Source organism: Clostridium pasteurianum (assembly GCF_001705235.1).
GTDB lineage: Bacteria > Bacillota > Clostridia > Clostridiales > Clostridiaceae > Clostridium_S > Clostridium_S pasteurianum_A.
In genome coordinates this window covers 4,029,114-4,052,860 of record NZ_MCGV01000001.1, presented here as the reverse complement: position 1 = coordinate 4,052,860, position 23,747 = coordinate 4,029,114, and the positions used below count along the sequence as shown (strand labels likewise).

Below are 23,747 nucleotides of genomic sequence, written 5' to 3'. Positions count from 1 at the left end.
TTCAACTTAATTTGTCTGTACTTCTTTAATTTTATCCGTATGTGATACCGCCATTACATAGTCATCATAATATCCTTCATCATTAACATATGGTATTTGATAATAGTTGCAACATGGACAATTATATAATTTTAAAGATATACCATTAAATTTGGTAACCTTATTATACAACTTTCAAACTTCCAAAGCTGAATTTTTCATTTCACAAATAATTTTCATTTCCACATATTCTACATTTCATATTTACACTTCCTACTTAATTTTTTAATATAATATTTTACTTTTCTCCTTATTTCCTATAACTAAAATTGTTTTATCTTTATAGAATCCATTGAATAGATCTAACTCCATATTTTCCATGGCATATTACCACCTTCACACATTTTGTTTACTGTTGATACATCCTTAAAAGTATCTACTGCTTTCCAAAATCCCTTATGCTCGTATACTGCAAGTTGCGAATCTACAACCAATTTTTTCAAAGGCTCTGCCTCAAACATACAATCTTCATCTGGAATATAATCAAATATCCTCTTGTTTAAAATCATATAGCCACCATTAACCATATCCTTAAGAACCGGTTTTTCCTTAAAAGATATAACTATACCCTTCTCAATTTCCATTAATCCAAAGCTGGACAATGGATGAACACCCGTAAGTGTAGCAAGCCTTTTTTTGCTTTTATGAAATTCAAATAGTTTCTGCAAATTAACATTGCTTAGCCCATCACCATATGTAAACATAAATTCATCATCTTCTATATAATTTCTAACTTGTCTTAACCTTCCACCTGTTAAAGTCTCAAGCCCTGTATCAACTATAGTTACATTCCATTTTTCTTCTTCCTTTGTGTGATATTCAATATGGTTATCGCCATTAATATGTAATGTAAAATCATTATTTCTCCAATACATTTCCATAAAATATTGTTTTATCATGTCACCTTTGTATCCAACACAAAGTATAAAATCATTTATACCATAATAAGAATAGAGCTTCATTATATGCCATAGTATTGGCTTCCCGCCCACTAACACCAATGGTTTAGGTCTATATTCTGTTTCTTCCCGCATTCTAGTACCTTTTCCACCACACAAAATAACTGCTTTCATAAAATCGCCTCACCTTTTTAATACATATTTCACTATAAAATTTTATATATGTTTATTTTTTTATTTTCCAATACCCATTCTTTCGTATATCGCAGTAAAATACTTCTTTTATTACCGCCAAATATTCCTTCATTGTTATTTGATACTGCCAAATTTTGTTTATATAAATATTTATCATCCTCAATTAAAATATCATCTTGCAAAATTTCACCACAATACTGCAAATAACCAGTTCTACCAACTTGTATATCCTCAGCAGCAATTCCTGCAAATATTTTTAGCGAATCTTTATTACTCATTATTTTAATTTCATTTGTACCATCCTTAAAACAACATGCCATACCCTTTTTTATAACCTTATCACTACTATTTCTTAATTTTATATAATGATCTAGTTTACCATATTTATATTGCAATTCCTCTTTTTTTGATATACCATTATAAAAAAATGAATATGAATTCTCTTTTCCCCTAATAAGCCATTCTGAATGATTTTCTTTTTCTTTTCCTAACCAAGGAATATCTTCAATAATGATTGGCCCGATTATATAATTATTATATAAGTAACAAATATCTTCCTTTTGCGACCCTAGACTTGACATAAAAACTGCTGGTCCGCCATCAGCTTGAATAATATTAGAATTGGTGCAAAATATTTTACTAGGCTTTACAAAGTTTGCATTATTGTGAGCATAAAGTGCCGCTCCATACTTTCTGGCAATTAGGGTAGATCCTTCAATATATATTCTCATTCCACTGCTAGTTCCACACCCATGTGCATGGCAAGATGTCCACCCACACTCATCCATTTCCGCCAACCTTGAGCCATCACTTATCCAATTACCTAAATGTTCTATGTGACAATTTATTATTCTTTGCTCTGTTCCTGCAGAACATGCGTCATTATGAATAGGATACCTCATATTTCTACAAGTTATTGTTAAATTTCTTAATTCAGATGTACTTTGAAATATAATTGTTTGATATAATCCACAATTTTTTGATCCATCATTTCGTCTTCCAACAATTTTGTATTTCTCCCTTTGTGATGTCTTACCATAAAGATTTACCCAATCTCTAGTTCTTAGATTCATTACATTATAAGTTCCCTCTTCTAAAACTAAATTATATATTTTAAGCGGCGAAGCATCTATGCAACTATCAATAACTTTTTGAAGATTATATTCATTGCTAATGCTCAAATTTACTTCTTCCCTGTATCTTTTTAATAACTTTTTCAATTTTTGTGGAAAATCATTATAACTTTTATACTGAAAATCCAGTTTCACTTGTAATTTACTTGATAACATTTTTTCCAGCTCATGGTATGATTTTTCGTTTTCTTTAAATACAAAAGTTTTAACATCCATATAATTTCCTTCTATCTATATAATAATTAGCTTTTCATAAAATATTTTATAATTCCCTAATTATCTTTAATAATTCTTCTAAGTAAGACTCACCTTTATAATATTTTTCTATATATTCTTCAATGCCATTTAGCTCCAATTTTGCATATCCATTCTTTATTAGCTTGCACCATGGTAAAATCATTTCTTCCATTAATTTTTTCTTATCTATTTTTATCGTCTCATCATTTAACCCAAAATTTTTAAAATAATATAATATTTCAAGATAATTTTGAATAAATACCTCACCAAAATTGTATCCAGAAGGTCTATGTGCACCTGCTTCGCTAAAAAAATTATCATATAATACACAATAAGGTTTATTTCTTAACAATATTGACAATTGAAGATACACCTGATTTAAACGTAAATCTACAAATTTATCATTTTCTTTTATATCATCAAAATCACTTTTCTTTAATATAATACCTGAAGCGTATGTAGAGTAAAACGATACATCTTTTATAAAATTATTAATTCCACAATCTATCTTTTCACTAACTTTAGAATTATTAAATATATAAAATACCCCACAATTAGGATTTTTATATATTTTATCTACTAGTTTATATATACCCTGAAATGCAAAATAATCATCATCACCATGAACTGTAATAAACCTTCCAGTTCCTTCTTTTAAAACAGTTAGCACATTCTTATCTGCTCCAATATTTTGTTCATTTTTAAAATATTTCAAATTACTATACAATTTCATATATTTATCTACTATTTCTTTTGTATTATCTTCAGAATTATTATCTGATACAACTACTTCTATATTAGTATCATTTCCAATGTCGTCAAATATAGATTTTAAACATTTATCCAAATACTGTGACCTATTATACGTTGGAATACAAATAGACAAAATAGGCTGAGATTTTCTTCTATCTTCTAAAACTTTAGATAATTCATTATTATCTTTTGTTTTAATCCATTTACCAGATACATAATCAAAAGCTTTAACTACTCTTGCTGGACTTCCAACTGCAACACAATAATCTGGTATATTAGAAGTAACTACGCTGTTAGCTCCAATTGTACATCCTCTTCCTATTTTAACATTTCCTACTACAACACAATTATTAGCTATCCATGTACCATCTCCAATAATGACTTCATTTTCAAATGAAGTTATTCCTTGATACATTATAGGAATTCCAACTTTTTTATACTCATGATTATGATCTGTAATATGTATATTAGATGCAAATATACACTTCTTTCCTATCCTTACAGTATGTGCAGCCGAAATTACAAGCCGCCTTCCAAATTGGCATCCATCATCAATTTTTATATTCGGTTCATATCCTAACTTTCCAAAAGGAATCATAAAACATGCGTCTTTTAAAATAACAACATCTTCACCTATACTTATACCTTGTGAATAATCCACTTCAAATCCAGGAGCAATTTGTGATCTATTTCCAAAATAAAAGAATTTAAATTTAACATCTGACAAATATTGTTTCGCAAAAATCTTATTATATTTTTCATTATTCCATCCTGTTTTGACAGCTCTACAATCGTGAATACACCATGGCGATTTTTGTCTCGGTACCACTATTTTATATCCAGCAATTATACTTTCAGCACTTAGAAAACTATCATTTAAATGCCAACTATTAAACAAATCATCACGCCATTTTAAATCATATTGAGTAACCATTATGAACCCATCAATTATTTTTACTTTTTCAACTTCATCATGGCATTCACCTAAAGAAAGCAAATTAATTTTTCCCGTACTTGACTCATAAACTTTACCAACTTTAAATTTTGATTTGCTTAAATCCCCTGATTCATCTAATGTCTTAGCTCCAACCATTCCAAGCAAACCAACCTCTGGATGATTTATAAAAATATCTATTATATCTTGAATAAAGTTTTTATTTATTATAAATACATCTTGATGTAAATACACTTTATATTTAGCATCACTTTCTTTCATTGCTAAATTATAACCCTCTGCCATATTATTAGCTTCTTTTATGAACATTGTATCCATACTATATCCATCTGGTATATTCAAATTATTTATGTATTTTAAACATTCATCATATATAGCATCATTATTTACACAAGATATAAAACAAATCTTTTTATTATTCATCACTATTTTCACCTCTAATAGCATCTGCTAAATTTTTAATTTCACTATCATCATTCTCCATATTCTTTAAAAATCTCAGCGCCAATTCATCTTGACCAAACTTATGTAATATATATCCAAGATTATATACAGTATCAGAATTACAATTATTAATTTCATAGGATTTCTGAAGCATAGGAATGACTTCATCATATAAACTATTTTCATAACACAAAATTGCTATTTCATTTAAAATATACTCTTTTTTTATAATATTACTAAAAACACTAGAAATAATATTATTACAATTTAAAATTCCATCTTTAAACATTGTAATTAATTTATTTTTACTTTCTTCTACTTCAATATTATTTTCAATTCTCCTTAGTAAAAACTTAACTTGAATATCAGTATTTTTACCAAGCTTATTATTTATTTCATTCATAAGTTCTAATTCCATACTATTTTTATTTTCTATCATATTTAGATATTTTATTGCAAGTTTATCTTCTTTAAAAACATGCAACATATATGATATGTTATACAAAGTGTCTCTGTCTTTTGAATTAATTTCAAAAGCCCTTTGCAAAAATGGAATTACATATTCATAATACTTATTTTGAAACATCATATTTGCTATATAATTCAAAACTTCAACTTTATCTTTTGAAATCTTGTCTACAGATTTTATAATATCATCAAAATTAGTATCCTTTATAAAATCAACTGCTTCCTTCTCAATACCACTAAATCCATCATCTTCAATTTCCTTTATTAATTTATCTATATGATTTAATTTTTCATCACCACAGCCAACTGCAATATATTCATATATTAAATATTGTTCCTTTTTATCCTGACCAAAAATTCCACATAATTTATTAACGAAATTTTCGTCTCCATTCATTACAGTCGTCATTACCTTATTAAAAGTAACATTTTTATACCCAGATTTTAAGAACACATCTTTAATTTCTTTATAATTAAAGAATAAAGTTGGCTTATCATATATAACATTATATACAAAATCGTTTTTATACAAATGATTTCCCATCATCATATTGTATAAAAATTTATAATTCATGGCATTTGGAACACTTACTATGATTTTTCCTTTTTCTGTTAAATAGTCTTTCAATTTTTTCAAAATCAATTCAGGTTCATTTAATAAATTTAATATATTGTCCATTATTATATAATCGAACTTATTTTCACTAAAACTAAATTCAAAATTTTCAATATCGCCATTATAAGTCTCACATATATTGCTAGCTTGTTTGAGTGCATAAGCATTTTTATCTATCCCAAATAACTTTACATTTTTATAAATATTTTTTATTTTAAGTAAGTTAGAACCACATCCACAGCCTATATCTAAAACTTTAAAATTACCATTTTTATCTTCATTTATAAGATTAATTAAATTTTCATTTATGGCAGTAGTATCTCTTGTTGTAAACTTCCATTTATCATAAAACTTATTTTCATTTGTTTTCAATAAACTTATATACTTATCATCTTGACTAAAGGAAACGCTTCCATAATGATGTATAAATGTATCCTTACATAAAATCAACCTATAATGCGCATTGATTATTCTTAAAGATAAATCATCATCCTCAAAATTTCCTGGTGAAAATATTTCATCAAGTAGCCCAATCTCATCCAAAACATTCTTTTTTATAAGCATACAAAATCCAACTAATTTGAGTCTATCTTCCCACTTCGAAACATCACTGACATTATATCCTTGAGCAAAGTCAATTAACTCTTCTAAATTAGTATAATTAGTATTTATTTGCTGATAATACGATACACTATTTGATACAGGACCAACAGCACCAATATTATCAGAACTATAAAGACATTTAATCATATTATCTAACCAATTATGTGTTACTATTACATCATTATTAAGAAGTAAAATATTATCTCCTGAAGCCACCTCAATTCCTTGATTACATCCTTTAGGAAATCCTACATTTTCTTCATTTAATATTAAAATGATATCTTCTTGATTATTAAGCCATTCACGTGTACCATCATTTGAACAATTATCAACAACTATAATTTCGTATTCACTATTTTTAGTATTTTTCCTTATACTTTCTATGCATTGCTTTGTATACTCTAAATTATTATATGTAAGTATTATTATACTAGTTAACATTAGCATCACCTCTTGTTTACTAAAAACATTGTTATAAAATATACTGCTTATATTAATATCGTGATTTTCTGCTATTTCTTTAACTTAAAGCACATAATAGAAATTCACATTTAAGTACTTATAACACACCATAATTAAATTATACTTAACGAAAATTATTATTGGAATAGCATATTAATTGATTTCTTAGCTCTCTATCTGTAAATTTAACTTGTTCAAAATCAACCTTACTATTGTCTAATAATTGTAAGTTATACTTTGCATCATTATAATTATTTAAAAGTGCTAATGCTTTTTTTAAATACATAAGTGCCATATTCTTTTCACCTTCTACTATAAAAATCGCACCTAAATTATTAAATGATGCAGCATTTATAGGATTCAATAAAATTACTTTTTCAAATTGTTTTTTAGCAAGCTGCCAACTACCAATTTTTAAATAATATACTCCCAAATAAAAAATTGCAGAATAATCATCCTTTTCTTTTTTCAAACATTCCTGCAAAATTTCAAATCCATCATTTAATTTTGAAAGTTTAAATAATACTGACACATAATCAACACAATTTTTTTCATACGGCAAATTCCTTTTAAAAATAGATGTTTTTATAAATTTTATATCATACTTTTTTAAAATTTTAATTTCATCATTTATAAAATCCTCAACATTTCTTGATGTGTTATTATCATGTCTTCTTAATTTGATCATAGGTTCATTTATATACCCGATACCAGCCACTTGACAAATTTTTAACCATAAATCCCAATCCTGAGAATAATTTAGATTTTCATCAAACATTCCACACTTAATAACAGTCCTTTTATCTAACAGCATTCCTGAATTAGTTATAATATGATTTCGTACAAATTCATATCCTAATAATTCACTTGATTGTACTTGTTTCCAATCAATTACTGTATTTATAACATTGCCATATTGATTAATTTGCTGATATGCTGAATGTACACCAACCCATGGATTACAACTACTATTTTTTTTATTTAAACTAATTAAATAACTTAATTCTTTTTCAACAAGAGTTGGAAGTGCTATATCATCTTGATCCATAAAAAGTATAATATTATTTTTGCTTAATTTTATTCCCTTATTTCTACTTGCAGATGATCCTATATTACTTTTATTTTTATAAATAAAAATATCACTATATTTTTCACTATATTTTTCACATATCTTCAAAGTATCATCACTACTTTTATCATCAATTATTATTAATTCTTCTACAGGTAAAGTCTGAGACATTATACTTTCAATAGTTTCACCTATAAATTTTTCTCCATTATATGTCGGAATTATCGCTGATATATTAGCATAATTCATAAAAAGCACTCCTAACAATTTATATTATTTATAATCAATTGCAAAATACTGCAATCTACTATACTTTTATCTTTTTAACGAGCTATCCATATTTCGTATTGTTATATTTCTAGTATAAGTAAGCTATCATTAAGTCAAATTACACCATAACCAAAAGTGTAATTTTTCCCATATTCTTTACCCTCACTAATTAAAACATTTTCAGCTTCTGCTTTTCCAGCAGTAGTAGCTATTACAATATAATCATAATTTAACCTATTCAAATTTTGTGGATTATAAATATCTATATTTTCAAATTTTCCGCTTTTGAATTTGTCAATAAACCCAATCAATTCAAAGTTAGGCAAAATATTTTCAAATATAGTTTTAGTTATCTTACCCGAATTACTTGCTCCCCAAATAACGTACCTTATTTTTTTATTACTGTAATCATTCAACAAAACAATTATGGATTTTTTCATATTACATATAAAGTCATAATTAATATCTAAATAAAACTTTTTTTCTATTTTGTCCATTACCTTATCTATATATATATCAAAAAATCTTTCAGTCTGATGTGCATAATTATTTTCATCTCGTAACATTGCATTATAAATTAGATAAGGTTTAAATTTACCATTGACTACATTTTCACTCAACCTTGTAACATCTCTATTTACATGACTAATGTATTTATAAACTTTTTGCGTCTTATCTTCAATTAAGTAATTTGAATCAGATAATTCAATAAATCCATCAAATATCTCAGCCAATTTATGAGAAGGAAAAAATATTTTATCGTAATTTTTTAAATGCTCCCTAACTTTAGACTTCCAAATATTTAGAAAGTTTTTGCTATAGCCTAAATCTTTGTATATAATTTCAGAACTTATATCTTTAGTAATCGGATAATTACGTATATCAAATTCCTTTTTAGTATCTGGGCACAATAGATAATAATCATGTATAGTAATATATAATGGAATAGAATACTTTTTAGCTATTTCAGATATATCAAAAGTATGAAATTTCAAATCATATACATGAATAAAATCAATATCAAACATTAAAATAATTTGTTCTAAAATTTCTCTATAACTTTTTTCAAAATATGTAGAAGGTCTTATAAAACATTCTAATTTAAAATTAAATTTTTTCACATATTTATTTGAATAAACCGTTAAAAGCAATTCCCTACCATTGGATGTAATAAAAAATTTATTAATATCTAACGGTAGGGTTTCTATATATTCATGATAATCCTCTAATTTCACAGACATTAAATATAATACATTTCTTTTGTTATTTTTAATTGAAATGTAATTCTTAATATTTTCCTGTATATCTCTTAAAGGATTAGTTCTTATAAACTTATCTACTTCATTAAAATAAAAAGGATACTTATTTCTTAATTTTATTGAATTTTCTTCAATATATTTATTTTTTTTGCTTCCAAAAGATTTACTACCTTTGTGATATATAAAAGTATTATCACAAATAACATTTACATATCCATACTCTATAGCTCTGCAGCAAAAATCATTTTCTTCACCATATCCCTTGTTAAAACTTTCCTCATCAAGTAATCCTATTTGATTTAAGACCTTTCTCTTAATATACATGCAAAAACCTACACCCGTTGGAACTGCTGGATAACTTTTAAAACTAATTTTTTCAATTAATTTAGCATAACTATCTAAATTGAAATTTTCAGGAATTGAATTGTGTGTACAAAAATTAGGAACCGAACATATCGTACCATCGTTTGTTAAAGGAGTCACCGTTGCAATTAAATCGTCACTATATGCACAACTTATAATCTTATTTAACCACTTAAATGTGACAATAGTATCACTATTAAGTATCACTACATCATTATTTGAGTACTTCATACCAATATTAATACTTTTTACAAATCCTAAATTTTCTTCGTTATTTATGATAATTACATTTTTTTTATTACTACATAATGAATTTAAGTATTTTTTAATTCTCATATCGCTGCTATTATCATTAATTAATATTAAATTGAACCTCTCATTTAAAGTATTTTCGTAAATTGAATTTATGCATTGAATTAAATCATCAAACGCATTATATATTGGTATTACAATATCATATACATAATCATTAAACACTCTTATTTCTCCTTTTTAAATTATAATTAAACGCCATATCCATACATATAATCTTCAATAAGATTTAAGCCTAATTCTTTCAAACATTTATTAGCTTCTTGTTTCCCCGGTGATGTAGCTACTAATATATATTGAAAATTTAATTTAGAGATATCATCTGTTTTACGTATTATACAATTTTGTAAATTTCCTTCTTTATACTTATCAACAAAACATACTAAATTAAAATTAGGTAAATATTTGCTAATTAACATTTTTGTTATTGTACCCGAATTACTAGCACCCCAAATCACATAATTAACCTTTTTATGAATAAATTTTTCCTTTAAATAGCAGATTTTATATATCATAAAAATTAAGAAATCGCGCTTTAAATCATATTCATTCAAAATCTTATAAGTTTCTTTTTTTATGAAATTGCTTTCAAAGTTTTCACCCGAATCCATTATTAATGAACTTAGTGGATTTTTTTCATTATTTATATTAGAATTGTAAACTAGCTTCTTATCTCTATCATTACTAAAAATATATTTCTTGTATTCCTCAAAATAGCATTTAGCCTCTTGTTCCGTACTTTGTATTTCCATTTTACATATATTATCTTTAAAATTATTCAAAATACTAGGCTTATCTAAAATCAGCTTTATGCATTCACTTAATTGATGTACATTTTTATTTTCAAACACCAATCCATTTACTCCTGTTTTTACATTTTCCGTTAGTGCCCCAACATTGCTTACAATTATTGGTACATTGCATGCCAATGCTTCATATACAACAAAACAATACGTTTCATTCCATATAGATGGAATTATAGCAATATCTATGTCCTTATACATTTCCCATATATTGTCACCTAAAAAGCTACCACAAAATTCAATATTCTTAACGCCTTGCTTAGCAGCCATAATCATTAATATTTCTTCAAACTCTCCAGTACCATACAATTTAAAATTATAGTTATCATTTCTAATGCGTGACAATGCATTAATTATCAAATTAACACCCTTATGATAAATCAAAGCTCCAATATATCCAATAGTTATTTTATCATTATCCTTATAAATTTTTTTATTCATTCTAATTTTACTAAAATCTATGCCATGATTAATAACTTTAATATCAATTGAATTCTTAAATTCATTAACAAATACTTTTTTCAAAGCTAATGATGGAGTAAACACCATTTTAGCATCCTTTAAAAAATCTTTAGCAATTTTGAACCTTTTGCTAAAGATTTTTTTATTTTTAATTTTACTGTGACAATTTACACAATTTTCACCAGACCTAGATCCTTCACATATTTCATAATTATAATTTAAATAAATAATCTTAGGGCATACGAGGAAAAAATCTGTTAATGTTACCACATATGGTATATTTAACAGTTTTGCTGCCTTTATAAAAAAGGCAGCTCTTATAGTATGACATATATGTATTATATCTGGTCTTTCTTCTGATAATATTTCAACTGCAGCATCAACATATTTACTATTTTCTAACTCTAAGTCATCTACTAATTCATCACACAGCTTAAAAGCCATTATTGGTACATTTTTATAAACAAAATTTTTTATTAAAATGTTATTAATTTTTCTATCATAAGTTTTATCATTATAAAAGCTATGAGTAATTACTTTTACATTATTGTCCATCTTTCCAATCTGGCTAGAAAGATTAAATACAAATCTCTCAGTTCCTGAATAAGTTTCTGGATAAAATGTATGTACAACGTAAAAAATTTTCATATTCTTCCTCCTTACATTAATAATCAACATATCCCTAAGACTCACTTAAAATTTACTACTTTTTCAATAATTTTATAATCATATCTATTTTAGAATCATTCGTATACTTTTTTGAATCCTCTAGCATATCGATAACTGATGCAAATTTATTTTTATTAAATTTAAAATCCTCATGATTACTTTTAAATATGCCAATTTGAGCTGGGGAAATATTGTAGTCTATATCATAGAAAAACAGATCCGAATCCTCACTTATAACTTTTATTACCCATTCAGGTGCATTTAATAAAACTGCTTTTAATGTATCTCTAAATTGATAATCTTGCGATAAAGGTAATAAACACCTTGAGCATACAAGATCTTTATCAACAATATTATTTTTGAACATCTTTCTTGCCCTTATGAATTTACTATTATTTCTAACATTTAAAATACTGTTATTATCTGAAAGCTCTCCAAAATCATCTGGTTCATCATTAGAAACACAGCATGGTGAAATTCTACCATCAGGGAATATCATGCCACCAAAATATAGCCAATCACATTTTTGTGATCTTAGCTTTACATCTGGAATTTCTGGCTCATAATCAATTATTTCTTTTTCTTTAATATACTTTTTTAAAAATGTATCCTGTTTTAAAAGTGATTTTTCTATAGCTTCCCCAGAAATCATAGGTCCATCAACTCTAACTTTAGATGGATTTATTCCAAACTCATTTTCATCTTGTGGTGCATATCCATAAAAAAACTCTACTATATCCACACCTATTTTTCTAGCCAACTCTCTCACTTTATCAATTTCATTTTCATTGTGTTTAAAAATCAAAAATCTCCATTGAATCAAAGGATATTCCAATCCAAGTATCTTTTTTCTCTGAACTAATTTCTTTAAGTTATTTATTACCAGAGAAAAATTTCCTTTCCTTCTATATTTACTATAACTCTCTGCGGTTGCCCCATCTATAGAAGCACTAATCAGTCCTATACCACTTTTTAACAATTCATCAATTTTATCATCGGTAAGATTAACACTTAAATTCGTAGATATTACAGTAAATACATTTTTCTTCCTATTTGCACTAATTATTTCACTCAAATCTTTATTCAACAAAGGTTCACCAGTACTAAAATACCATGAAACAAAAAGTCCATCACCAATTTCATCTATATACTTAGTATTTGTATCTTTGCTAAGAAATGTTTTTTTTCGCTTTATTGTTCCATTGCCTGTCCCACAATATGGACAAGAAAGTTGACATATTGTTGATGGATCTATAGTAACATCAATTGGCTTGCCACTAACTTTTTCAGTTCTTTCTTTTCTTTCCATTAACAAAATAAGCAAATTGAGATACTTTTTAAAACGCATTTCTTCATTTTCTATGAGCGGTAATATATATTTTAAAGCTGACATATTATTTTTCCCCCTTTATAATCAAAAATATATTATAAGACTGCATAACACACTGTTTCACACATATCATAACTATAATGCCTTATATACAACTTATATTCTGGCACTATTGATTTTATCAATAATGGAATTTGCCACATATCTTCAATTTTATGATATACACAAATTGCTAATTTAGGTTTTAATTTTGTTATAATTTTTTTTGCTCCCATGATTGCTGAATACTCTGAACCCTCAACATCCATTTTTATAAATGTTACCGGTGTATCCTTTAGATATTCATCAAGGCTATACACATTTACTTTTTTTACTCCTTGATCACTTATAGACGATGCACCTTCTAATCCATCATAAAAACTCAATGTTGTAGTTTTATCATATACTCCACCATTAACAGGTACTACCTTATCACTATATTTGCTATCCTTAATATTCTTTAATAACCTATTATAATTTTTCTTATCAGGCTCAAAAGAGTATATTTTATCAAACTTTCCTTTAGTCTTATGGATAAAGCTTTTCATTGTATCACCTACATATGCACCTGCATCTATAAATATTTCTCTATTACCTAATTTTATAATTTCTTCATCAAAATATTGGTTTTCATTACATTCGGCAACACTATATAATAAATTAAAATCTAAATTTAATTTATGCATTAATATATTCATATATATTTGCTTTGAATTATAATCTTCTAAAATATTTAACACTTTAAAAATATCATTTATATGATCTTTCATAACAAGTGGACTTGATCTATAGAATCTCGCAAATCTTATTGCATTTATATTTTCAATATAATTAATATTTTCAATTCCCATCTTCTCTAATTGAAGTTTTATTTCATCATGATACATACTTGTAATTAAAACTTTAACTTCGCTCTTCATATCTTTTAACTGTTTTGGTGATATAATCGGGACATCATTAATGTACTCTCCCCACTTTTTACTATCATTATCACAAAAAAACTTAACAACATTTTGGTTTTCTAAGACCTTGTAAAAGTCTTCACCAAATTTCGATGCTCCAAATAGTACAAGTTTTTTTCCATCATTGTCCAAGAATTTCATTTTATTGTTTTCTTCGAATTTTTGTAAACTATAACTATTAATAGAGCAATAATTTATAAACATTTCTTTAGGATCAACTATATAATTATCCATAGTTTCTTTGCAAACATTCATCCATTTTTTCATAGTTAAATCTATTTCTTTATCACCTACTACCTTTATTGCTATATCATTTCTTTTCTCTATTTCATTTTTTATATCATCATTCAAAACAAACAAAGAATTTTTATTATTTAATATTTTTAATAATGAATAATACTTACCAGTCCACAAGTCAATTTGATTTTTATTTAAAATATATGTATTAAAAGGTATCTTAATTATTTGTGATAAATAAAATGCATATATTGCACCTTGTAATTCATCTGCCTCAATAATATTAATACTATTTTTTCGGATAATATCTGCCATTATACTTAACCTTAATATAATTTCTCTATCACAATCACTTTTTATTGCATTTTTAATCCAATAACATTCATAATATGTAACACCATATTTGTCCAATTCTTTTTTTACATTAATTTCATCTGAAATTACTGTAACTGAGCATCCATTTTCAGTGAGCCATCTTATTTTATCCAAAAAAAACTTTTTATTAAGCTCTACTTCCCCTTGTGCAATAATTATTAAAACATTAACTTTCATAACTTTACTCCTTTATTTTAGATATTTTCTATTTAAATGAATTAACTTACTTTATGATGCAATTATAAATATTTTTATACGATATTATCTCATCTTCTATTGATGGTACATAAAAAGACTTTATATTATCTTTAAATCTGTTTAGAATAAGCGGTTTTTTTAAAATATTATCAATTATCATTGCAAGCGCTTTACTATTGCCGCATGCAAATGTAAATCCATTAAATCCATTCTTTATACCTTCTGGTAATGCTCCAACTTCTGCCGATATAACCGGAACATGACATGTAAAAGCTTCATACATTATAAGACAATAAGTTTCGTCCCATATTGATGGAACTATTAAAACATCAATATTGCTTAACACATCACCGAATTCTTCTCTTGAATATACTCCACAAACCTTAATTCTACTATCATTCTTAACCGATTTTTCAATTAGTTTATTATAATCTTTATTAACACCGGAACCATATACTTTCAATTGTAAATTGTTATTGCTTATATTTTTAAAAGCTTCTAATATAACGTGCAAACCTTTATGTTTATACAAAGAACCAGCATAGCAAAAATTTATTTCATCATTTTTCTTATATATCTTTACATTTTTTTTAGAATCATTTAAGCTTATTCCATGATTTATTACTTCTACATTCAAATTATCAAAATTGTTTTCAAAGATATTTTTAACAAATTTAGATGGTGCTATTACTCTCTCAGCTTCTAAAAGCATTTTATTAGCTTCTATATATCTATTTTTACTTTCATTTTCATTATAATCACAACACTTATAACACCTCTTACCATATTCATTTCCATTACAGCGATTTCCTTCTTTACCTAATAACAAATATTTAGGGCAAATAAAAAAATAGTCCGTAAGTGTTATAATATATGGGATTTTTAACTTTCTTGCACTATTTAAAAATGGAGCTACTCTCATTGGATGACATAAATGTATTAAATCCGGTTTTTCAATATCCAATATTTTCAACGCAAATTTTTCCACGTCATTATTATTTAAAGTAAATTTTATATTATCCGGGATACATTTATGTTTTATTTCTATTACAGGAATATTATCATAACAAGTTTCTCTATAAATTATATTTTCATCCTCTTTATTATAATAACTTTCATCATAAAAACTATAAGTTATAACTTTAACGTCAATTCCTGATTTTATCATGTTTAGAGCAAGATTATAAGTAAATCTTTCAGTACCCATGTAATATTTAGGATAAAACTGATGAACCAAAAATAATATCTTCATATAAATACCTCAATTCATATTTATTAGTTAGTAATGTTTTATGGTCTTTCAGTTTTCACATTATTAGAGACCTCGCTAAAGGTGTTCCCTTTTTTATGTAACTCTTTGCTTTTTTGCCAATCACATCGTTTATATATTTAGTTTCCATCCCAAATCCTGGTCTAATACTCTTAATATTCTCTTGAGTAAACATTTCTCCAGCCTTTATATCCTTAACAACAAAAAGAGACCTTGAATGTTCTCTACTTTTAATTTGCCTTTCTGTAAGCTCATATGTAACTTTTCCTAATGCTTTTTCCACATTTCTAATAGAATCTACCATATTTTTAAATTCCTTTGGTTCCATTGAAAACTTAGAATCAGGTCCTCCAAGATTTCTATCTAGTGTGAAGTGCTTTTCAACTATTTTTGCTCCTAATGCCACTGCTGCCACTGAAACTGAAGTTCCAAGAGTATGATCAGAAATACCCACTACCACTTCAAATGTTTCAGCCATATTAGGTATTGTTTTAAGGTTAATATCTTCGTATGGTGCTGGATATTCACTTGTACATTTCAAAAGTACGACTTCATTATTTCCAACTCTTTTACATGCTTTTAATGCTTCCTCTATATCAGAAAGCTCAGCAATACCTGTTGATATAATTACTGGTTTTCCCTTAGCAGCCACATATTCTATAAATGGTATATCCGTAATTTCAAATGAAGCAATTTTATACGCTGGAACATTCATTTTTTCAAGAAAATCCACAGCCGTATTATCAAACGGAGACGAAAAACAAATGAGTCCTTCCTCCTCTGCAACTTTTTTCAGCTTTGGCTGCCAATCCCACGGAGTATACGCTTTCTCATATAATTTATGAAGTGTTGTTCCATCCCATATTGTACCCTGTTTTATCTGAAAGTACTCATTATCACAATCCATTGTTATAGTATCAGGAGTATATGTTTGAAGCTTTACAGCATCCGCTCCAGCTTTTTTAGCTTCTTTTATAAGCTTAACTGCATTTTCATACCTTTGAAGGTGATTTGCAGATAATTCTGCTATTATAAATGCAGGTGAATCACTACCAACCTTTTTATTCTCTATATTAAATACCTTTTTCATCAAATTCACCTCTAGTTAATCTAAAAGTCATACATTTATTATCGTCAAAAACCACAAAAAACTTAGAGTTATTTTCTCTAAGTTTTATATATCATCATAACTTGTTATTGTAAATCCATTTTTCAGTTTCCATAATACCATCTTTAATATTATATTTCGGCTTCCAAGCTAAAATTTTTTGTGCTTTACTGTAATCACATTTTAGCTTCATAATTTCACTCTGAGGATGAATATGTTTTACATGTATTACTTTTACCCTGTTATTTGATATAAGCTCTGCAAGCTCATTTATTTTTATATCTTCCCCTGTACCAGCATTAACTATTTCCCCATTAACATTATCATTATAACCACATTGAACTATAAATTCGGCACAATCTTTTACAAATAACAAATCCCTTGTTTGGTCACCTGAACCATAAATTTTAATAGGCTTACCTTCTAAAGAACTTTTTATAAAAATAGAAACAACACCGCCTTCTCCACCTGATTTTTGAAAAGGCCCATATGTATTAAAAGGCCGAATAACAACAGCTGGAAGACCATAAGCATGATAATAAGATAGTACCATATTTTCAGCCGCTATCTTACTTCCGCCGTAGGGTGATACAGGTTTGGTAGGATGTTTTTCATTAATCCCACTTTCATCACATTTATCATAAACCATACATGTACTCATAAATACTACTTTGCATGAATGAATTTTCTCAACATTAATATTCCATTCATCACCCTGCATTCTGCTATCTTTGCCAAACATCTGCTGTTTAGCTTTTTGTAAAATATTAAATGTTCCCACTGCATCATTAAAAAATGTTGTTTTAGGGTCATCAATGCTGTCCTGAACATTTATTGAAGCTGCAAGATGAAAAATTATATCAAATTCATTTTTAAATATCGTATCCAGAAAATCATTATCCTTTATATCACCTTTATAAAATGAAAAATTTTTTAGTGATTTAAATTCTGAAATATTAGATAGATTGCCATTAGACAAATTATCTATGGCAGTTACTTCATTATTATCTTTAAGAAGTCTTTTTACTACCCATCTTCCTATAAATCCCGCTCCTCCAGTAACTAAAACTTTCATATTATCACCTTTTCATTATATTAAATTTGCTATTTCCCTAACTCTATTATTCCATGTATGATTCATTTCTACTTCATTTCTGGCTTTTTCCGCCATTAAGTTTCTTTTACTATCATTATTTATTAAATCATCTAATCGTTCATCTATATTATTCATATCTTTAATATCAACTAGCAGTGCATTTTCCTTGAAAATTTCATGAAGCAGCGGCGTATAATTTGAAAGTACAACGCTCCCGCACATAGCACTATTAAGCACCCTTTCTGTTATTCCATTATACACTAAGGTCATAGTGGCATTTAAAGATATCTTAGATCGTTTTAAAATCTCAATAGAATCATTAATTCCCACTGGAGAATGAAGTATAACATTATCTCTATTTAAAAATTTTGTCCAAACATCATTCCCATATATATGGATTTTGTGCGTTTTTATTTTTTCTATGTATTTATGTCTATTAAAAAATCTCAGATATCCATCAATTTCTGGTAAAAGTACTAATTGAAATTTCATCTTGTCATTCTCACTTATTTTGTCATATCCATTATATGACATAGAAATATTAAGAGCTTCATGAACTGGCAAAAAAGAATTATACATTCCTACTTCAATTGCATCGTTTAATAATTTATTAATAGGTTTTCCAAATTTAACTTTCCATGATTTTCTTAGTTCTTCATAATCAATCATAGTACCAAAAAAGACTATATCTTTATCCCTTTTATCACTGCTACACTCAATATTCTTATCCGCACCTAAAAGCATTGAATAAGCATTTTTTATTTTTATTTCATTTCTTAAATAATTGACTCTACCTACATCATTACATAAAATATATAAATTATCATAATTTAAATCTATCGTCGGTATATGATAAATTGGATGATCTACCATTATAGATAAATGCTTCAAATCAAAATACCTATAATATGCAATATTATTATAATTAAAGCTCATTGAATTAAAGCCTATACAAAGTTTAGGTTTTTTTTGCTTAATTTCATCTGCAAACTGCATCTTATCCAAACTATTTAAATCAATTATTCCAGATTCAAAACCTTCTTCTTTAAATGCCAAATCCAATTTATCAGCAAAATACTGCATCATATCATATGCACCTGTGCCTTTAAAAATCACTATATCCTTCATTTTTATACACCTCATTTATTTTAATGTCATCATGAGTTCATTTAAATTATGAATTTCACAGTCTGCTTCATAATCCAAATTTAATCTATCATTTTTATGGTCACCATGTTCACGAATTATCCTCACAGTATTCATTCCAACTTTTCTTGCGCCAATAAAATCTTTATGAGGATTGTCACCTATATACACTGAATCTTCGGCATTTAAATTAAAATATTCAAGCATTTTCATATAAGGAACTTCACTTGGTTTAGAGAAATCTTTTCCTAAGTCATCTGTAACGATTATTTTATCAAAAAAATTTTCTATATTTAATAATTTGATTTTATTCCATTGCACAGCTGCAAGTCCATCTGTTATAATTCCTAGTTTGTATTTTCCTTTTAACTTACTTAGAGTATATCTACTGTCATCATACAATTTTAATTTAGGTTTAGCTTGTCTGTATATTCTTACAAGCTTTTTTATATCCTCGTTGTAATCATGATTTTCGCATAATACATTAAATATCTTCCCTCTACCATCCTTATTTAATATATTTAAAATTTCTTCCATAAGTAAATCATAATCATCCAAATATTTTAGACTTAAATATTTGCAAACATCTTTAAATCCACCAATTACAAAATCTCTTTCATCATACAAAGTATCATCTAAATCAAAGATTATTAATTTAATCACCTGTACACCGCCTCATCATAGCGAAGCATAGTTAGTTCCTTAAAATCACCTATTTCATATTCTATCTTTTTTCCTGCCTTCATAAAATTGAAAAATTTTCCGTAATCAGCACCAGACTCAAATGTTAAAGGAACGCCGCCCCCAAACCTAGGATTAATTTCTATAAAATATATATTATCAAACTTATCTTTAATACACTGAATAGTAAGCGGTCCTATTCCCTTTAATTTGGTGCATAATTCAAAAGTTTTATCTATAATCTTTTTATCCTTAACAGTTTTGCTTTTAGTTACCTCTCCTGCCCTTACTTCAATACGCTGTCTTGGAACTATGGATATTATCTTACTATTTAAATCACATAAAACATCTATGGTATACTCCGTGCCTTCAACGTACTGCTGAATGATAGGATTATGAACCTTACTTGCAAAAAAATTCAAATCATTATTATCATATATTTTAAATACACTACTACTTCCCATGCCATCTCTTGGCTTAATTATAAGTGGAAATCTTACATCATAAGGCTTTTCTTTAATCGAAAAAGATTTTGGTGTTTTAATTTCATTCTCATTAAAAAATTTATAGGTTTCCCACTTGTCATTACAGACTTTTATTACATTCTTATTACTTAAAAGTAAGATAGTATTTACTTTTTCAAATTCTTCTCTATACTCACAAAGCAGTTCAAATTCCCTTTCATACAGTGGAATTAACATATCAATGCTTTCTTTTTTACAAATTTTTATTAATTCATTTACATAATTTTTCTCACTGCACTTTGGCACAATATAAAATCCATCTACAAAGCATGCTGCTGGAGCAAGCATACTTATATCAGTTCCAAAAACATTAGAAGTTTTCTTTAAATGCTTTATTAATTGTACTCTCTTTCCTACTGCTGTTAATAATATATTCATATTTACTCCTATAACTTTTTTAATAACCCTGCATTTAAAAGGGCATCCGCTGCATTTTTAATCCTGAAAAAATCTATATTTGATTTTTCAGATATATCAAGAAGAGAATTCTTTCCATCACTTTGATTTAATATCCAAAACATTGCAGTTTCATCATATTCATATAACATTCTTCCACCCAGACTTCCATACAAATTTCTTTTTCCAAGTCTCGGTTCACATTTAGGATTTAAATTTAAATATGCATTATTATTTTCAATTATAAAAATAATTTTAATATATTTATCAAAAGTGTCTGCAATGCTTTTTTTATCTACAAAATTAAAATTATCCGCTGAAGTATGATATTCACCGTAATACCCATAAGGGGTTCTCATAAGTGAACCTACTGGTAAATTAAAACCCGGTGAGCAAAACTGTCTTTCGTCGCTTCCCCAAGGAAAAAAGTCCAAAACTTTATATTGAGCACCACTGTATTTTAATATATTAACAGCTATTTTATCTATTAAGTTGTTTCCATCTCTGCTCTTTTTATATGTAAGACATCCTCTATCTCCAACACAGCTTGCTACAAGACCATATTTAATGTTTGAAGTTTTCTTTTCATTTAAACTTAGCCACGTAATTGAGCCAATAGTTTCTGGCACAAATAGAAATCTATATGAATATCTTAATTTACATTTTTCATTCATTTTTGCTAAAGCATATGCTAAATAAGTTGTAAGTGCTATTCCACTTAAATTATCATTACACATGGAAGGATGGCACACATATGTACTTATAAGCACTTCCTCTTTGCTTTCCCCCTGTAAAAAATACTCTCCGTACGTAAGATATCCATTCTTTAGGGATGAATCAATATGGACTTCAAATTCTTCATCAGGTTTTGTCTCGTTTTGAAACTTAATAAATTCATTATGACTCATACAAAATCCCCAATTTTCATTATAATAAGACGTCATATATGGTATCCAATCTGGTGTATATGGCAAAGTAAATATATGAGTTTTTAACTCTTCAAATTTCATGGTCTTATTAATAGGACTACTGTAATTTAACACACGCAGGTTTGATTCTTTAAAATCTACTATTTTTTCTCCTCTTGGGTTTTTAATCCATGCATCTTTTATATTCCACTCTCTTGGAACAGTCCAATCAAAAACCTCAGTACCCGATGGCACTTCATTTATGTTTATAGGAATTATTTCCTTTATTATATTTAATGTTTCCCTTACTCCATCACCAGTTATGCTCCTGCATATTGGAAACATCTCTTTCATGAGTTTAAACATCTTTTCACCATAAATCTCACAATTATTTATTAAATCCATAGTACCTCCATATCACTTTTTAAGAAAAGAATTTATATCATTTTGTAAAAGCTTCCTACCTTGAGTATAAACATCTGCCGCACTTACAAAAAGTACTTTTCCATATCCTATCTGTTCTTCATTCATGTATCCATTATCCATTAGATGTTTTTTTAAAAAATTAACATCAAGCATGGGATTTATTTTTAAATCTCTTACATAAAAAGTACACTCATCTTCATACTGATTATTACCATCTTTTATTATACCTTTAAAGGTTTTAAAATATCTATAAGGAACCTTAAAGCTCTGCTCTACATAATGAATATAAGTACAGGCATGAAAATCTGCTCCAAAGTATAAAAGTTTTCCATTATTTTTATGTAAAATTTGAAATATTGATTTATCACCAAAAGAATCTTTACCTATTCTTAAATATTCTTCTTTTTGCTTTCCATATACAGCACATGAAAATATAGGCTGAATAGTCCGCTCTACACCCGGCATATTTCTAAAATATTCAGTAAGTACACCTACAGTAGATTTTGATTTATCTTTGTCAAAAACTTCACCATTACAAAAACTATAAGTAAATGTAGGCATTATTATGGTACCTTCTTTTCCAACACATTGTTTTAACACATCTACAAGTGCCCCCAAAAGTTCATTTCTATTTCTTAATGCCAATTTACCAAATACAGTTATATCAGAATGTACAAGAATTGTATCTCCCTTTTTTATTCCAATATTTTTCAAACTATTTATAAAGTCATTACAATACAAATATCCATCTTCTGTCTTAAATAATGGATTTAATATTTCCATTTTATCTTCACTTCTAAACATTCTATCCCCTCTTTTTAGCTGCAATATCATTAAGCTGTTTAAAATTTCTTATTCCCTCTACCTCTTCCATTGTAAATTTAATCTTTAATTTATCTTCAATTTCAGAAATAAGCATAAGATGAGCAAAAGAATCCCATACATCGTCATTATTATCTCTAGATATATTATCATTAATATCTTCTACCTTCATACCTGTAACTGATGAAAAAATTTGTTTTAATTCATCCATAACCAAT

Annotated in this window: 19 protein-coding genes; all 19 read right to left on the bottom strand. The window is 27.0% G+C overall.

Annotation, left to right across the window (positions count from 1 at the left end; translation table 11 throughout):
- Positions 1–6: 6 nt before the first annotated feature.
- Positions 7–171 carry a hypothetical protein gene (locus BEE63_RS21795; RefSeq protein WP_157797119.1) on the bottom strand — a complete coding sequence of 55 codons (165 nt, stop codon included), beginning with the start codon at positions 169–171 and terminating at the stop codon, positions 7–9.
- A gap of 170 nt (positions 172–341) precedes the next feature.
- Positions 342–1,112, bottom strand: a complete 771-nt coding sequence (gene rfbF, locus BEE63_RS18055; RefSeq protein ID WP_066022707.1) for a glucose-1-phosphate cytidylyltransferase — start codon at positions 1,110–1,112, stop codon at positions 342–344.
- A 32-nt stretch (positions 1,113–1,144) separates the two neighbouring features.
- Positions 1,145–2,482 carry a hypothetical protein gene (locus BEE63_RS18050; RefSeq protein ID WP_066022706.1) on the bottom strand — a complete coding sequence of 446 codons (1,338 nt, stop codon included), beginning with the start codon at positions 2,480–2,482 and terminating at the stop codon, positions 1,145–1,147.
- A gap of 46 nt (positions 2,483–2,528) precedes the next feature.
- Positions 2,529–4,634, bottom strand: a complete 2,106-nt coding sequence (locus BEE63_RS18045) for a glycosyltransferase (protein WP_066022705.1) — start codon at positions 4,632–4,634, stop codon at positions 2,529–2,531.
- Positions 4,627–6,783, bottom strand: a complete 2,157-nt coding sequence (locus tag BEE63_RS18040; protein ID WP_066022704.1) for a glycosyltransferase — start codon at positions 6,781–6,783, stop codon at positions 4,627–4,629. Before BEE63_RS18040 ends, BEE63_RS18045 begins: the two co-directional genes overlap by 8 nt.
- 145 nt (positions 6,784–6,928) lie before the next feature.
- Positions 6,929–8,122 carry a glycosyltransferase gene (locus tag BEE63_RS18035; protein ID WP_066022703.1) on the bottom strand — a complete coding sequence of 398 codons (1,194 nt, stop codon included), beginning with the start codon at positions 8,120–8,122 and terminating at the stop codon, positions 6,929–6,931.
- A 134-nt stretch (positions 8,123–8,256) separates the two neighbouring features.
- Entirely contained in the window at positions 8,257–10,242 is a 1,986-nt protein-coding gene (locus tag BEE63_RS18030) for a glycosyltransferase family 2 protein (RefSeq protein ID WP_066022702.1), read from the bottom strand.
- 26 nt (positions 10,243–10,268) lie between these two features.
- Positions 10,269–11,990 (bottom strand): glycosyltransferase, encoded by a 1,722-nt coding sequence (locus BEE63_RS18025; protein ID WP_066022701.1) that lies wholly within the window; start codon positions 11,988–11,990, stop codon positions 10,269–10,271.
- A 55-nt stretch (positions 11,991–12,045) separates the two neighbouring features.
- Positions 12,046–13,404 carry a radical SAM protein gene (locus tag BEE63_RS18020; RefSeq protein WP_066022700.1) on the bottom strand — a complete coding sequence of 453 codons (1,359 nt, stop codon included), beginning with the start codon at positions 13,402–13,404 and terminating at the stop codon, positions 12,046–12,048.
- A gap of 32 nt (positions 13,405–13,436) precedes the next feature.
- Entirely contained in the window at positions 13,437–15,131 is a 1,695-nt protein-coding gene (locus BEE63_RS18015) for an FkbM family methyltransferase (RefSeq protein WP_066022699.1), read from the bottom strand.
- A gap of 46 nt (positions 15,132–15,177) precedes the next feature.
- Positions 15,178–16,404, bottom strand: a complete 1,227-nt coding sequence (locus tag BEE63_RS18010; protein ID WP_081312598.1) for a glycosyltransferase — start codon at positions 16,402–16,404, stop codon at positions 15,178–15,180.
- A 55-nt stretch (positions 16,405–16,459) separates the two neighbouring features.
- Positions 16,460–17,512 carry a pseudaminic acid synthase gene (gene pseI, locus BEE63_RS18005; protein ID WP_066022698.1) on the bottom strand — a complete coding sequence of 351 codons (1,053 nt, stop codon included), beginning with the start codon at positions 17,510–17,512 and terminating at the stop codon, positions 16,460–16,462.
- Positions 17,513–17,606: 94 nt separating this feature from the next.
- Positions 17,607–18,605, bottom strand: coding sequence for a dTDP-glucose 4,6-dehydratase (locus tag BEE63_RS18000; RefSeq protein WP_066022697.1), 999 nt, complete (start codon positions 18,603–18,605; stop codon positions 17,607–17,609).
- Between the two features lie 15 nt (positions 18,606–18,620).
- Positions 18,621–19,754 (bottom strand): glycosyltransferase, encoded by a 1,134-nt coding sequence (locus tag BEE63_RS17995; protein WP_066022696.1) that lies wholly within the window; start codon positions 19,752–19,754, stop codon positions 18,621–18,623.
- Positions 19,755–19,769: 15 nt separating this feature from the next.
- Positions 19,770–20,435, bottom strand: a complete 666-nt coding sequence (locus BEE63_RS17990; RefSeq protein WP_066022695.1) for an HAD family hydrolase — start codon at positions 20,433–20,435, stop codon at positions 19,770–19,772.
- A complete protein-coding gene (locus tag BEE63_RS17985; RefSeq protein WP_066022694.1) occupies positions 20,432–21,355 on the bottom strand; it encodes an ATP-grasp domain-containing protein in 924 nt (307 codons plus the stop codon). The genes BEE63_RS17990 and BEE63_RS17985 overlap by 4 nt, the downstream gene beginning before the upstream one ends.
- A gap of 8 nt (positions 21,356–21,363) precedes the next feature.
- Complete coding sequence (locus BEE63_RS17980; protein ID WP_066022693.1) at positions 21,364–22,686, bottom strand: DUF4910 domain-containing protein; 1,323 nt, start codon at positions 22,684–22,686, stop codon at positions 21,364–21,366.
- A 12-nt stretch (positions 22,687–22,698) separates the two neighbouring features.
- Entirely contained in the window at positions 22,699–23,511 is an 813-nt protein-coding gene (locus BEE63_RS17975; protein WP_242874854.1) for an AAC(3) family N-acetyltransferase, read from the bottom strand.
- 1 nt (position 23,512) lies between these two features.
- The gene (locus tag BEE63_RS17970) at positions 23,513–23,740 is read right to left on the bottom strand and encodes an acyl carrier protein (protein WP_066022692.1); all 228 of its coding nucleotides are present in this window, start codon (positions 23,738–23,740) and stop codon (positions 23,513–23,515) included.
- Between the last annotated feature and the right edge of the window lie 7 nt (positions 23,741–23,747).

What these genes read in the sequence shown, in the direction of transcription:
- rfbF (WP_066022707.1), bottom strand. Translation starts at nt 1,112, where the DNA reads ATGAAAGCAGTTATTTTGTGTGGTGGAAAAGGTACTAGAATGCGGGAA.
- BEE63_RS18050 (WP_066022706.1), bottom strand. Translation starts at nt 2,482, where the DNA reads ATGGATGTTAAAACTTTTGTATTTAAAGAAAACGAAAAATCATACCAT.
- BEE63_RS18045 (WP_066022705.1), bottom strand. Translation starts at nt 4,634, where the DNA reads ATGAATAATAAAAAGATTTGTTTTATATCTTGTGTAAATAATGATGCT.
- BEE63_RS18040 (WP_066022704.1), bottom strand. Translation starts at nt 6,783, where the DNA reads ATGTTAACTAGTATAATAATACTTACATATAATAATTTAGAGTATACA.
- BEE63_RS18035 (WP_066022703.1), bottom strand. Translation starts at nt 8,122, where the DNA reads ATGAATTATGCTAATATATCAGCGATAATTCCGACATATAATGGAGAA.
- BEE63_RS18025 (WP_066022701.1), bottom strand. Translation starts at nt 11,990, where the DNA reads ATGAAAATTTTTTACGTTGTACATACATTTTATCCAGAAACTTATTCA.
- BEE63_RS18020 (WP_066022700.1), bottom strand. Translation starts at nt 13,404, where the DNA reads ATGTCAGCTTTAAAATATATATTACCGCTCATAGAAAATGAAGAAATG.
- BEE63_RS18015 (WP_066022699.1), bottom strand. Translation starts at nt 15,131, where the DNA reads ATGAAAGTTAATGTTTTAATAATTATTGCACAAGGGGAAGTAGAGCTT.
- BEE63_RS18010 (WP_081312598.1), bottom strand. Translation starts at nt 16,404, where the DNA reads ATGAAGATATTATTTTTGGTTCATCAGTTTTATCCTAAATATTACATG.
- pseI (WP_066022698.1), bottom strand. Translation starts at nt 17,512, where the DNA reads ATGAAAAAGGTATTTAATATAGAGAATAAAAAGGTTGGTAGTGATTCA.
- BEE63_RS18000 (WP_066022697.1), bottom strand. Translation starts at nt 18,605, where the DNA reads ATGAAAGTTTTAGTTACTGGAGGAGCGGGATTTATAGGAAGATGGGTA.
- BEE63_RS17995 (WP_066022696.1), bottom strand. Translation starts at nt 19,754, where the DNA reads ATGAAGGATATAGTGATTTTTAAAGGCACAGGTGCATATGATATGATG.
- BEE63_RS17985 (WP_066022694.1), bottom strand. Translation starts at nt 21,355, where the DNA reads ATGAATATATTATTAACAGCAGTAGGAAAGAGAGTACAATTAATAAAG.
- BEE63_RS17980 (WP_066022693.1), bottom strand. Translation starts at nt 22,686, where the DNA reads ATGGATTTAATAAATAATTGTGAGATTTATGGTGAAAAGATGTTTAAA.
- BEE63_RS17975 (WP_242874854.1), bottom strand. Translation starts at nt 23,511, where the DNA reads ATGTTTAGAAGTGAAGATAAAATGGAAATATTAAATCCATTATTTAAG.
- BEE63_RS17970 (WP_066022692.1), bottom strand. Translation starts at nt 23,740, where the DNA reads ATGGATGAATTAAAACAAATTTTTTCATCAGTTACAGGTATGAAGGTA.